A 12,511-nucleotide genomic window follows, 5' to 3' on the forward strand; every position below is an offset into this window, starting at 1 on the left:
TAAATTAAAACTTTAAAAAAATGACAGAATTACCCTCAATAGGAAAATCGATCAGCAGACTGGAAGGCCGTTTAAAAGTTACAGGAACTGCGAAGTATGCAGGAGAATATGAAGCTTCTGAACTCCTTTATGGTTATGTGGTAAACAGCACGATTACAAGAGGTAAAATCAAGATTATTGACACGACAGATGCAAAAGCACTGGAAGGCGTGATTGAAATCTTCACTCATGAAAACAGGCCTTCAACTGCGTGGTTTGATTTGCAATATGCAGATATGGATGCTCCGCCTGGAACGGTTTTCAAACCTTTAAAAGATAATACAATTAAATACAACGGTCAGCCCATTGCATTGGTTGTAGCAGAAACTTTTGAAATGGCACGTTATGCTGCCACTCAGATTAAACTGGCTTATGTTGAAGAAAAATTCGAAACTGACTTAGAATCTAATATCGATAAAGCTAGAACGCCAAAAAAAGGAATGGCTTCTATGCTGAAACCTCCGCCGCCTAAACCGGCAGGGGATTTCGAGAAAGCCTACGAAAGCTCTTTTGTGCAGAGTTCGGGAGAATTCAAACATGGTACGGAACATCATAATCCGATGGAAATGTTTGCCACAACTGTGATTTATGAAGGTAAAAACAGACTTAAAATTTATGATAAAACCCAAGGGACTGTTAATTCTCAAATGTACGTGGCAAACGTTTTTGGATTAAAAATGAAAAACGTTCAGGTGATTGCACCTTTTGTCGGCGGTGCTTTTGGATCTGGACTACGTCCGCAGTACCAGCTTTTTATGGCCGTTATGGCGTCACTTGCCTTAAAACGAAATGTCCGCGTGACTTTAGACAGGGCGCAGATGTTCACTTTTGGGCACAGGCCGCCGGCAGTCCAGTATACGAAATTTGGAGCTGATGAAACAGGGAAATTAAACGCCGTATATCACAAGGCAATAGGAGAAACTTCGCAGTTTGAAGATTATACAGAAATTGTGGTAAACTGGGCTGGCATGCTATATCCTGCTGAAAATACGCTACTCGAGCATAGACTCGTTCCGTTGGATGTTTATTCTCCGCTGGATATGCGCGCTCCTGGGGGAAGCACCGGCATGCATGCCGTTGAGGTTACGATGGATGATCTGGCCTATAAGCTGAACATTGACCCTGTTGAATTTCGTCTTATTAATTACGCTGAAAAAGATAAAAGCTCTGGGAAAGAATACTCCAGTAAAGAACTAAGAAAATGTTATCTGCAGGGTGCGGCAAAATTTGGATGGGAGAAAAGAAGTCCCGAGCCCCGAAGCATGAAGCGAGGAAATAAACTGGTCGGATACGGAATGGCGACTGGCATCTGGGATGCCAACAGAATTCTGGCCCGCGCCCAAGCGATTATGACAAGTGACGGGAAGGTTGAAATTAAAAGTGCTGTTACTGATATTGGAACAGGAACAATGACTGTCATGACTCAGATTGCTTCAGATGAATTGGGGCTTCCGTTAGAAGATATTACTTTTTCCTTTGCCGACAGCAGCATGCCATTTGCACCGATACAGGGCGGTTCGTTTACTACCGCCACAGTAGGGTCAGCTGTTCAGGCAGCCTGCAGGGCACTAAATAAAGAATTATTTAAAAAAGCTAAAAGAGATAAGAACTCTGGTCTTGGTGCTGCCTCGTTTGAGGATGTTGTTTTCAGCGACGGCTTTGTGTTTTTGAAAAATAGTGCAGAAGTGAAATACAGCGTGCAGGAAATTTTTGCTGCCAACGGCGGAAAAGAAATTAAGACAACCAATAGTTCAATGCCTAATCCGCTTACATACGGAAAAAAGGTGAAACTCGTTCACAGTGCTGTTTTTGTTGAGGTGGAAGTAGATGAGGAACTGGGGATTATTGAAGTCACCAGAGCAGTTACAGCCGTTGCAGCTGGAAAGATTATTAATCCTAAAACAGCAGAGAGCCAGATTTTAGGAGGAATGATCTGGGGCGTAAGTAAAGCCCTGCATGAAGAAACAATACTGGATAATCAGTTTGGAAAATATATGAATCCCAATCTGGCAGAATATCACATTCCTGTTCACGCAGATATTCATGATCTGGATGTTATTTTTGTAGAAGAAGAGGATGATTTTGTAAACGCTTTAGGCGTGAAAGGGGTTGGAGAGATTGGAGTAGTAGGAATGCCTCCTGCAATTGCAAATGCGATTTTTCATGCAACAGGAAAACGGATTAACGACCTGCCGATTCATTTTGACAAGCTTTTATAAATAACGGAATTATGAAGATGTCTTTAGCAATAAAAAAAACTCAGCAGTTTGTACTGTTGAGGTTTTTTTATACGTAATAAATCTATAGCTTCTTTTCGATTACGGATTCCCTTCACCACCGCTCGAACCGTATATCTGGCCTGTTGCATAACTCGCATCTTCAGCGGCAAGCTGTACATAAATAGAGGCAAGTTCAGCTGGCTGTCCAGGTCTTCCCATTGGAGTCTGTGAACCAAATTCTTTGAGTTTTTCCATAGTTGCACCGCCGCTTACCTGAAGCGCTGTCCATACAGGACCTGGAGCCACACCATTAACCCGGATTCCTTTAGGTCCGAGCTGTTTCGCCAGTGATTTTATATAATTTGTTGTGGCAGCTTTAGTCTGAGCGTAATCATACAGATCTTCTGTAGGCGCATAGGCCTGCACAGAACTGGTTCCGATGATGGATGAGCCCGGCTTGAGATAAGGAAGAGCGGCTTTAATGATCCAGAAAGGAGCATAAATATTGGTTTTCATTGTCCAGTCAAATTCTTCTGAAGAAATATCTAAAATGGACTCATGTGTCTGCTGTCTGGCGGCATTGTTTACTACGATGTCAAGTCCGCCAAGTTCTTCGGCAGCCTGCTTGACAAGCGCTATGCAGAATGCTTCGTCACGTAGATCTCCGGGAATGGCAACAGCCTTTCTTCCTGCAGCTTCAATCAGATGGATTACTTCCTTAGCATCTTCTTCTTCAGTTGGATAATAATTTATGGCAACATCTGCACCTTCTCTTGCATAAGCAATAGCGGCAGCTCTCCCCATACCGGAATCGCCTCCCGTAATAAGTGCTTTACGGCCTTTTAAACGTCCAGTTCCTTTATAGCTTTCTTCACCGTGATCCGGTCTCGGATCCATTTTACTGACAAGTCCCGGCCATGGCTGTGATTGCTCATTGAATGGCGGAACTGCATATTTAGTAGTCGGATCCTGTATTTCAGTAGCATTGCTACTTTGTTCTGCGGCTGGATTTACAGTATTTCCGGCATTTAGAGCGCTTTCTCCAAGTGCAGGCGCTACAGCTGTCAGCTCAGCGTTGTGCGGTATATTGTTTTTATTTTCCATAATAATCGGATTTATAATTTATTTTTTTCACTGTTTTATCAAAAATTGATAATAATTCAAATTTAGGTCATGGCTTTGCAGCTGGTATTATAGAATTGCCTCTTTATGCTGCAAAAATTTAATTTGAACACTATTTGACATCTATTGGTTTTAAATTGGTCTGAGCTGGCCCGTTGGTGACAGTTCCGTCAGAGGCAAATCGGGAACCATGGCACGGACAGTCAAAAGATTTTTCATCATTATTCCAATGGACAATACAGCCTAAATGGGGACAGACAGCAGAAAAAGCTTTCAGCGAGTTGTCATAGTCACGGTACACGGCAATTTTTTTTAAGCCTTTCGTAATGACACCGCCTTCTCCCGCGCGAACATCAGCCGTATTTTTTAAATCAGAAGAAGAAATCCAGTCCAGATACTGGGAAGCCATATTTACGGCTTCTTTTGCAAAGTCAAGAGTTGTTTTCAGCGTAATTCGAGAAGGGCTGTACAGATCTTCCCATTTATTTTTAATGCCCATAATGGCATCAGTAATAATGGCAGCGCCAATAGTGGCATGCGTCATCCCGTTTCCTGAATCTCCTGTAATGATATAAATATTCTCATCTCCGGGATTTTTTCCCATAAATCCTAATGAATCTACAGGCTCCATTACCTGTCCCGACCATCTGTATGTAATGTCTTCCAATATAGGGAAATAAGTGCGCGTCCACTCTTCCAGTTTTTCATATCGTTCAGGCTCCGCAATATTTTCCTGATCGGATTGGCCTGTTTTATGGTCTTCACCGCCGGAAATGAGCAGATCGTAATTCTCATCAAAATTTTCCACCCGTACATAATGGTAAGGCTGGGAAACCCATTTGGAATCTGCATCTCCCGTATCCCACCAGAGAGCATAAGGAAGCTTTCCTTTAGGGATTTTACCGGCTATAACATAAGTCCTGTAAGCGGCCTGTTTGGTATGCATGGTAACCAGATCGTTAATTGGGGAGTTGGTTGCCACTACGATATGGTCTGCCGTAAATTTGTGATTATTGATAAGAGCGCCTTCCTTTGTAATCTGTTCTGCATGCGATTGCGTGTAAATGCGGCCTCCCAAAGATACTACAGCAGCTGCGAGTCCGTCAAGATAGCGCAGTATATGAAATTGGGCCTGGTTGTAAAATGCTAAACAGGATGTCTGGTCTCCATTGCATATCGAAGGAGTGCTTTTTAAAAGACCGGTATTAAGTCCTGCATTTTGTGTGGCTTCAAATTCTTTCTGCAGATTTTTTTCGTCGTCGCTGGGATGAAGGAACAGATAGCCGTTGACTCTTTTAAAGGAACAGTCTATATTTAAATCATTGACATTTTTCTCAATTGCGGCAATGGCTGCAGTATGGCTTTCAGCGGCCAGTTTAGCGCCTTCTTCTCCGAAGGTATCTTCGAGAAAGTAATAACGGTCATCCAATGCGCTCGTAAGATGCGCCGTTGTACGTCCCGTTTCGCCGCTGCCTATAAAACCATCTTCTGCCAACACCACTTTTTTTCCTTGTTTAACCAAATTATAAGCAGTTGTAAGTCCTGCTATTCCTCCGCCGATGATGAGAACTTCAGAATGTGAATCACCATTGGGTTTTTCAAATGCTGCAATAGGGGCAGAATCAATCCAGAATGAAACATTTTCGCCCGAAGAGATGCTCCCATCATTTAATTTATCTTGATTTTCCATTTTTATATTTTTTAGAATTGACTTTTGAAGTATTGCTGTTTAAAGTTAAACATTTGATTGTAAATGGTTTTATAGCTTTAAACGAGGGCGTTATATCATTGCCAGTTAACTGGATTATAAAACTTTGTTTGCAGTGAATGAAAAAGCCCCAGCACAGTAATAACTTAGTGGCTGAGGCTTATAATTCATACATTCTTTTTGAATATGCTATTACGTTATTCTGCTGCCGCTGTATTTACAGCATTCAGCGCTATGTCATTAGCTGACAGTCTGCTTCCTTAACAGCTTTGTCGCGTAATTTTTACCAAGTGTTTTGGCAAATGCTGCAAGAGTTCCATCAGTGGCAATCTCATAATGTTCGATTTTTTTGTGAAGCCGCAATAATTCCGGCATCTCGAACCGGTTCAGGCTGCGTTTCTTCCAATGTCTTTACGGTTTGGAGCTCGCAAAATTACAGCTTGGCTAAAGGATTCAAATGCATATTGTTTTGAATGTGCCGGAACTTAATTTTCTATTTCCATGCCTTCGGCAACAAGCCGGAACAGCGGTTCGTATTTCTGTATGTGAATATCCAGGTTGTGATTCAGGGCAACCGGGCCAATACTGCCCTGAAGGCAGTACAGTTTCTGTTTATCAGTGCACATAAACTGCAGCATGCGCACTTTCATTTTTTTTAAAGCTAGTTCCAGAGTCTCTTCGATTTCAACCATTATTCCGGGCATGCCGTCAATTTTGATATTTTCAGTCCGAATGAGCCTGCTTTGCGGGGGTATCATTTCTGAGACAGACTGTTCGGTAAGAATCATGTTTTGATCTTCTTCAGAAAGTTCATGTATTACAATAAGTATTTTTTCGTTTCCTTTGCCGTCGCAGCTGGTGAACTGTTGGACAGTTCCGGGCATCTCTGCTTCATCCGCCGCTCTCCAGCTTTTAGGTATGGGAAGCCTGAGCACTGCGTCTTCTGCTTTTGGATGGTTTTCTGTGCTGAAGTTTATGATATGGCCATTGGTAATTTCCTCATGCGGCGCATCATGATAGGCAAAAGAGATAACGCCTTTTGGAACAGCGGCATTACTGCTGAATGCTATTTTGTCCTTGACCTGCTCCAGAAAACTTCCGGCATATTCTTTCTTTTCAATGGGGTTTTTCAGCTGTTCGTTAATAAGAGAATCGACATGCTTCTCCACAGCATTAAATTGATAATCGTTGAGCTCTTGCTGCAGAAAATCTTCTATATTTCTTTCAGCCCTGCCAAAAACAGGATGCGCATTTTTCTTCAGTTTACTGACTTGTTTTGTAAATGATGGGAACTGTCTGGCCACTTTTTTCAAGGCGGCATTCTGTCCTTTTAAATAGGCGTATGTTTCAATGGCAAGCTGCACTTTTTCAGAGGGATAGCGTGTTTGCGAGCAGCAGTGCGCGGCAGACAGGCAGTAAATAAAAAGCAACATGGTTTTCATTGTGTTATTCTGTTTTTTAATTTACATTCCATAGGATAATTACTTACAAAAAAAACAAAAATAATGGAGGGACTGGAATGTCGTTTATATCATTTCGTTATCTTGTTATAAAATTTTCATCTGATTTCTGAAAGACGTAAAAAATCTGGATAAAAATTCTGAAATCAAAGATGTGTGCTGCTGTCAGAATTGGAGAACTGTGAAAATTGCCTTATCTTCGATGCACCAAATCAATTAGAAGTGTATTTAGAAGACCCAGTGCCAGAACATCTATTTTTAACCAATGGAGGAGAAACAGGAACCATGATAGCAAAGAGGGACTGGAGCAGTTCGCCTTTGGGAGCTATAGAGCAATGGCCTGAGAGGTTTCGAGCCACACTTGCAATAATGCTTTCTTCCCCTGTTCCCATGTTTGTAGTGTGGGGTAAGGCAGCCGCTTTTTTTTACAATGATGCCTTTCGTCCTTTTCTTGCGGACAGCAGCGCACAGCCTGACTATCTGGGAAAAGAATTCAATAAAGCACTGCCTTCAGAATGGAGATCAGTTTCTGATTCATTAGCGGAGATATTGAAAGGCGGCTCAGTTAAATCAGAGTCAAACATTGTGCTTTCTCTTACTAGAAGCGGAAAAGCCCATCAGGTTTACATTACTATCGGATACAGCATAATTTCAAGTCAGAGCAATGGCATTGAGGGGGTTTTCGCGACCTGCATTGAAAATTCGGCCGTAATCCCTGATATAATAGCATCTAATTCGGTGAGATCGCAGCTTAACAGCGTTTTAATGCAGTCCAATGCCGGAATTGCGCAGGCCGATATAAAAGGGCGCGTGGTGGAAGTGAACGACCGCTACTGCCAGATGCTGGGCTACAGCCGCGAAGAAATACTGAAAATGAATTTGGGCGAACTCACGCATCCCGATGATCTGGATCGGAATATGAAAATGCTTCAGGACTGCATGGAAAATGGAAATGACTTTTTGATAACGAAGCGCTACGTGTGCGGCGACGGATCCATAATCTGGGTCAACAACAGCATTTCGATAGTCATGGATGGGCATGGGCAGAAATACATTACCGCAATAGCCATTGATATTACTGCAGAAAAAGAAAAAGAAGAGAAGCTTTTGGCCAGTGAGGCCCATCTGCAGCTTTTGAGAGATACGGTGCCGGCGATGATTTTCTATCTCGATCAGCACCAGAGATATGTTACATATAATACGGTTTTTAAAGACTGGTTTTCGATCCAGGGTGAAGAAGCAGTCGGGAAGACAGTCAGGGAGTTTCTGGGGGAAGCAGCTTACGCCAAAACATTTCCTCATCTCGAAATAGCTTACGCAGGACAGCAGGAGAAATATGAAATGTTTGCGCCTTCGAGAATGGGAGTTAAAAGATGGCTCAGCATTGTATATACGCCGCACAAAGATAGGGATGGAAAAGTGATTGGCTTGATTGTGCATGCTACTGATATCACACAGAGCAAATTAACTGAGATAGCCCTTCGCGAGAGCGAATTTAAACTGCAGTCAGCTGTAGATGTGGCACAGCTGGGCACCTGGTCTCTGGATATTGCCACTGGCATCAGCACGGTTTCCCGGAGACATGCCGATATGTTTGGGCTCGACGGCACGGTAATACCATCAGAAAAGGTGAGGGCTTTAATAAGGCCGTCGGATTTTAAAAGGGTGACCCAAGCTTTTTTTGCTGCCCAGAAAGAAGGTTCTAATGGGAGTTATGAAGCAGAATACAGAATTATCCACGGACACAGCGGAAAAGAAAAGGTGATTCATGCCGTCGGGCAGACCTTTTTTGATGAGCAGGGCAAAGCAGTTCTAATCAGCGGCACTACGCGGGATATAACCATCCAGAAAGAACTGCAGCTGGCGCTTGAAAACGAGGTGGCCCTGCAGACCAAAGAGCTTGCGGCAGCCAATAGGGAACTTGAATTGTCCAATAATGCGCTGCAGCATTCAAATGAAGAACTTGCACAGTTTGCCTATGTTGCCAGCCATGATCTTCAGGAGCCCCTGCGTAAGATCCAGATTTTTGCACAAATGCTGCAGGACGGGAATTCTCAGAGAGATCCCAGAACCATTATTGAAAAAATAGCATCATCAGCGGCACGCATGAGCCGTCTGATTACAGATCTGCTTGCATTCTCAAGACTCATTAAACCCGAAAAAAGTCTGCAGGCTGTCGATCTTTCCGAAGTGGTCCAGAATGTCTGGAATGATTTTGAACTGGCTGTAATAGAAAAGAAAGCTGTCATTGCTTTTGAAAAACTGCCCGTGCTGCAGGCCGTGGGACTGCAGATGAACCAGCTGTTTTACAATCTGGTGAGCAATTCGCTAAAATTTATAAATGATGGGGTATCGCCTCAAATTGCAATCACGTCCGTTTTAGTCTCCAGTGAAGAGGCTGCCAGATTCAGCAGTTCGCCGATTTTAAATGTAAATTACTGCCACATATCATTTAGTGATAACGGAATCGGATTTGAAAAAGACCACGAAGACCAGATCTTTGAAATTTTCAAGCGTCTGCATATCCAGACAATTTATCCAGGAAGCGGGATAGGACTGGCGCTATGCAGAAGAATCGTGATAAATCATCAGGGATTTATGTACGCAGAATCTAAAGAAGGTCAGGGCAGCACCTTTCATATCTATCTGCCTGATCTGCCTGCAAAAATTGATGAGGCGTGAAATAACTAAGGGGCGTGTTTTGCTGAAAAGGCTTCCGGAATATTATCCTTTGTATAAAAAGCTGTCCATAGTGATATGCTGTTTCTCCCAATTGATGGAAAGAACATACTCTACCGCTTTTTTCAAATCAGCGATTGACATTGTTTTTCTTACATAGAGTGAGGCTCCCAGATTAAAACATTTCTCTACCGTTTCGGCATTGCCTGCAGTAGATAGGATGATTACCGGAACATGTTTTAGACTGGAAGAGGCTTTAATTTCTGCCAGTACTTCAAAACCGTCTTTTATGGGCATGTTTAAGTCAAGGAAAATTAAGGAGGGAGATGGAGGCGGATTCTGCAGTTTCAAAAGCATATGATCGCCTAATTCAAAAAGGCTGATGCTTTCACCGATCTGCTGGGCGACTTCCTCAAAGAACATTCTGTCATCCTCATCATCGTCAGCATAAAATAATGTTGTGTAAGCTTCTGCCATAGTAATTTTATAGTAAGGCAAAGATATCAATTTTGAGCCTGGTTTTGTTTTAAATTGCGGTATTTTAAAAAGCAGGCAGGAGAAGCGGTATGATTTTTTGAAAAAAAAAGTTTTTCATTATTTTTGCCGTTGAAGTTTTAAACCGCAGCAGAGTAAAATGCGTATATTATGACATCAGCTGTTTTTCCAGGCGGTTTAAATCAAATATATGTTATATAAAAATATTTTATTAATAGATGATGATCCCGAAGATGCTGAGATCTTCATGGAGGCCGCAGATTCGGTGAAAAAAGGAATTATAGTGCGCTGGATCGGCAGTCCGCAGCAAGCGCTGGAAGATCTTAAAGAGGGCGCGAATCTGCCGGATCTTATTTTTCTTGATTACAATATGCCCCGTATAAACGGTTTTGAAATGCTGGAACAGTTTGAAAATGACAGCAGGCTTAGTAATATACCCGTTATTTTGATCTCTACGCCATCTCAGGATTTTATGGAGAAACACCTGGAAAAGCATACCTTTATCCAGTACATAAGCAAACCTGCCAGTTACAGGGATCTTGTTGCGCTTCTGGATTCCATTTTATAATTACAGCCATTTTTTTCTTTTAAACCAGAAGAAAATTAAAACCGACACTGCAAGCATTACCACTATTATCACCGGATATCCCAGGGGAGATTCCAGTTCGGGCATGAATTTAAAGTTCATTCCGTAAATGCCAGCAATAAAGGTCAGCGGCATAAAAAAAACCGAGAATACAGTGAGAATTTTCATTACATCATTGGTTTTTCTGGCAGACAGCGAGAGGTAAATATTGAGCAGATTATTGGCATCTTCCTGCACCTGATCATAAAGCAGTGCCAGTTTAGTATGTAGATCACGCACATCATGCAGCGCGGGACGCTCTTCACCTTCGGCTTTTATCGAATTTACGACTTCATTGCTCAGCAGGAGCAGTTTTTTGTAAAGTCCCGAGCGGTTCTTAAGATAATAAATATCTTCGATCATATCATCGGGAATATTTTTCTTTAAAAACAGCGTGGATTCATAACGGTCAATATCAGCCGATAATTTCATCGCGGGATCTTCAAATGACCGAAGCGCTTCCCCCACTATATGGATAGCAATACCTGCTGCAGAATTTATTTTGCCCTCAGAGACTTGGCTTTCCATGATTTTTTTTATTAGCGGCTGGGCAGAACGGTGTACCGTAATAATAAAGTCTTTATTGAAAAAAACAGCAATTTTGCTGCTCAGGCTTTGAATAGTGGGCAGTTTCTGGTCTTCTTCATGAAAGAGCCTGATAATTAGAAAATGGGTGTCATTGTGCTCTTCGTACTTGGGCAGATGGTCAGGATCAAGGGAATCCATTAGGGCATAAGAGTTCAGTCTATAGCTGGTGCTCACCGACTCTATATCTTTCTCTGAAGGATCATATATGTCAATCCAAGTAATGCCGGTATCTTTTATCTGGCAGGTATGGATTGCCATGGTTTTTTGTTTTTAGATTGAAACGGATGGTGTAAGGCTCAAAAGCCAGTATTCCATGATATTTTTAATCATTGCTTTATAATCAGCGAAATTTTCTTGTTTTTTAAAGTAGCCCTGAACATTGCAGCTATACGCTTTCAAAACGTTTTCAGGGTTTTTGGAAGTGGACAGGAAAATATACGGAACGCATTTAGTGCCTATCTCACCGATAGACATAATCTGTTCTCTCAATTCAAATCCATTAATTTTAGGCATATTGATGTCTGAAATTATGAGAAAAGGGAGAACGGACGGATTGGATAAATACGGTATCGCTTCCATGGGGTCTTCAATAAACTTAATTTTGTTGGGATATTGCAGGCTATCAAAAATATCCTGAAGGAACAGCCTGTCGTCCTCGTCATCTTCAATTATAATAATTTCTCCTTTTCTTCTCATGTTTATAAAGATACAATTTAATAGATGAATTTCTGCAGATTTGCCTCTTATAATTCCAATACTAAAGCCGATGATAACCTTTTGGGAATTGAAATCCCAAAAGGTTTCGGTAAGGCATCCAAAGAAGGCTTTTCCTTTGGTTATTTTTCCAGATAAGATTTCAAACCGCTGATATCGTCGTGCACTATTTTTTCAAAAATCGGGTTCAGCAGTTTTGCCGCTCCCTGCCCCGCAATTCCCAGAGGGGCACGGTAGGAGATCGTAACGTCAATCTCAGTGGAATTGCCGCTGGCTTTAAAAAGCACTTTTCCAAAGTTCTTTACGGGCGCATCATCCACAGACTGCCAGCTTAACAGCTTTTCCTTCTGGTCTTTGATGATTTCGGCTTTCCAGCTCAGCGACCCTATGCCTGCAGGTCCTTTTGCAGTCCATTCAGATTTTGTGCTGCTGATGGTTTTTACCGACTCCAGATGGTTCATGAATTTAGGAAGGTTCTCCAGGTTGCGCCAGAAAGCATATACTTCACTTATGGGTTTGCCAATAGTAATGCTTGTTCTGATATTCACATTGGAGCCTTTATCATTTTTCAAGTGGTCAACGGCGCTGTAAACAGGGCAGTAGCCGCTTATTCCACGGGCCAGCATTGCACCTCCTGAGGTAATCTGGCTGATATTTTTCTTTTCCTGCGAAAGTCCTTTGTACAGCAGATAAGAACCTGCTGCGGTCATCAGGATGCGCTCAAATGTCGAAACATTGACATTGCTTTTAGCAGTGATTTTTCTATTGGATATTGTTGAAGTGTGCATTTGTTTTCTTTTTAAGTTTTTAAATTTATGTAAAGCCTCGTTCATTCCAGCTTTAATTTTTACTGGTGTTATGC

General features: G+C 42.0%; 11 protein-coding genes. 3 read left to right on the top strand and 8 right to left on the bottom strand.

The window, feature by feature from the left end; translation table 11 throughout:
* Positions 1–20: 20 nt before the first annotated feature.
* Entirely contained in the window at positions 21–2,258 is a 2,238-nt protein-coding gene (locus ACFO3N_RS16435; RefSeq protein WP_379799468.1) for a xanthine dehydrogenase family protein molybdopterin-binding subunit, read from the top strand.
* A gap of 99 nt (positions 2,259–2,357) precedes the next feature.
* Here ACFO3N_RS16435 and ACFO3N_RS16440 read toward each other — a convergent pair whose 3' ends face one another.
* The 4 genes from ACFO3N_RS16440 to ACFO3N_RS16455 all read right to left on the bottom strand — a co-directional run bounded on the left by ACFO3N_RS16440 (position 2,358) and on the right by ACFO3N_RS16455 (position 6,530).
* Entirely contained in the window at positions 2,358–3,362 is a 1,005-nt protein-coding gene (locus ACFO3N_RS16440) for an SDR family oxidoreductase (RefSeq protein WP_379799470.1), read from the bottom strand.
* 130 nt (positions 3,363–3,492) lie between these two features.
* Entirely contained in the window at positions 3,493–5,070 is a 1,578-nt protein-coding gene (locus ACFO3N_RS16445) for an FAD-dependent oxidoreductase (RefSeq protein ID WP_379799472.1), read from the bottom strand.
* Positions 5,071–5,328: 258 nt separating this feature from the next.
* A complete protein-coding gene (locus tag ACFO3N_RS16450) occupies positions 5,329–5,463 on the bottom strand; it encodes a DUF892 family protein (RefSeq protein WP_379799474.1) in 135 nt (44 codons plus the stop codon).
* A 110-nt stretch (positions 5,464–5,573) separates the two neighbouring features.
* Entirely contained in the window at positions 5,574–6,530 is a 957-nt protein-coding gene (locus ACFO3N_RS16455) for a hypothetical protein (RefSeq protein ID WP_379799476.1), read from the bottom strand.
* Between the two features lie 174 nt (positions 6,531–6,704).
* On the opposite strand from ACFO3N_RS16455, the gene ACFO3N_RS16460 reads away from it, so the two are divergent.
* Complete coding sequence (locus ACFO3N_RS16460) at positions 6,705–9,230, top strand: PAS domain S-box protein (protein ID WP_379799478.1); 2,526 nt, start codon at positions 6,705–6,707, stop codon at positions 9,228–9,230.
* Between the two features lie 42 nt (positions 9,231–9,272).
* Here ACFO3N_RS16460 and ACFO3N_RS16465 read toward each other — a convergent pair whose 3' ends face one another.
* Positions 9,273–9,725 carry a response regulator gene (locus ACFO3N_RS16465; protein ID WP_379799480.1) on the bottom strand — a complete coding sequence of 151 codons (453 nt, stop codon included), beginning with the start codon at positions 9,723–9,725 and terminating at the stop codon, positions 9,273–9,275.
* Between the two features lie 187 nt (positions 9,726–9,912).
* On the opposite strand from ACFO3N_RS16465, the gene ACFO3N_RS16470 reads away from it, so the two are divergent.
* The gene (locus ACFO3N_RS16470) at positions 9,913–10,290 is read left to right on the top strand and encodes a response regulator (protein WP_379799482.1); all 378 of its coding nucleotides are present in this window, start codon (positions 9,913–9,915) and stop codon (positions 10,288–10,290) included.
* Here the strand turns inward: ACFO3N_RS16470 and ACFO3N_RS16475 are convergent, their stop codons facing one another.
* The 3 genes from ACFO3N_RS16475 to ACFO3N_RS16485 form a co-directional block, all read right to left on the bottom strand.
* A complete protein-coding gene (locus tag ACFO3N_RS16475; RefSeq protein WP_379799484.1) occupies positions 10,291–11,193 on the bottom strand; it encodes a magnesium transporter CorA family protein in 903 nt (300 codons plus the stop codon). It abuts the gene before it with no gap.
* Between the two features lie 12 nt (positions 11,194–11,205).
* Complete coding sequence (locus ACFO3N_RS16480; protein ID WP_379799487.1) at positions 11,206–11,631, bottom strand: response regulator; 426 nt, start codon at positions 11,629–11,631, stop codon at positions 11,206–11,208.
* A 140-nt stretch (positions 11,632–11,771) separates the two neighbouring features.
* Positions 11,772–12,482 (bottom strand): SRPBCC family protein, encoded by a 711-nt coding sequence (locus ACFO3N_RS16485; protein ID WP_379799489.1) that lies wholly within the window; start codon positions 12,480–12,482, stop codon positions 11,772–11,774.
* Positions 12,483–12,511 lie beyond the last annotated feature (29 nt).

Origin of the sequence: Flavobacterium chungangensis (assembly GCF_042654045.1) — a bacterium.
Taxonomy (GTDB): Bacteria; Bacteroidota; Bacteroidia; order Flavobacteriales; family Flavobacteriaceae; genus Flavobacterium; species Flavobacterium chungangensis.

Excerpts from the sequence above, each read along its gene's own strand:
- ACFO3N_RS16470 (WP_379799482.1), top strand. The coding sequence starts at position 9,913 with ATGTTATATAAAAATATTTTATTAATAGATGATGATCCCGAAGATGCT.
- ACFO3N_RS16480 (WP_379799487.1), bottom strand. The coding sequence starts at position 11,631 with ATGAGAAGAAAAGGAGAAATTATTATAATTGAAGATGACGAGGACGAC.
- ACFO3N_RS16440 (WP_379799470.1), bottom strand. The coding sequence starts at position 3,362 with ATGGAAAATAAAAACAATATACCGCACAACGCTGAGCTGACAGCTGTA.
- ACFO3N_RS16445 (WP_379799472.1), bottom strand. The coding sequence starts at position 5,070 with ATGGAAAATCAAGATAAATTAAATGATGGGAGCATCTCTTCGGGCGAA.
- ACFO3N_RS16435 (WP_379799468.1), top strand. The coding sequence starts at position 21 with ATGACAGAATTACCCTCAATAGGAAAATCGATCAGCAGACTGGAAGGC.
- ACFO3N_RS16455 (WP_379799476.1), bottom strand. The coding sequence starts at position 6,530 with ATGAAAACCATGTTGCTTTTTATTTACTGCCTGTCTGCCGCGCACTGC.
- ACFO3N_RS16450 (WP_379799474.1), bottom strand. The coding sequence starts at position 5,463 with ATGCCGGAATTATTGCGGCTTCACAAAAAAATCGAACATTATGAGATT.
- ACFO3N_RS16485 (WP_379799489.1), bottom strand. The coding sequence starts at position 12,482 with ATGAACGAGGCTTTACATAAATTTAAAAACTTAAAAAGAAAACAAATG.
- ACFO3N_RS16475 (WP_379799484.1), bottom strand. The coding sequence starts at position 11,193 with ATGGCAATCCATACCTGCCAGATAAAAGATACCGGCATTACTTGGATT.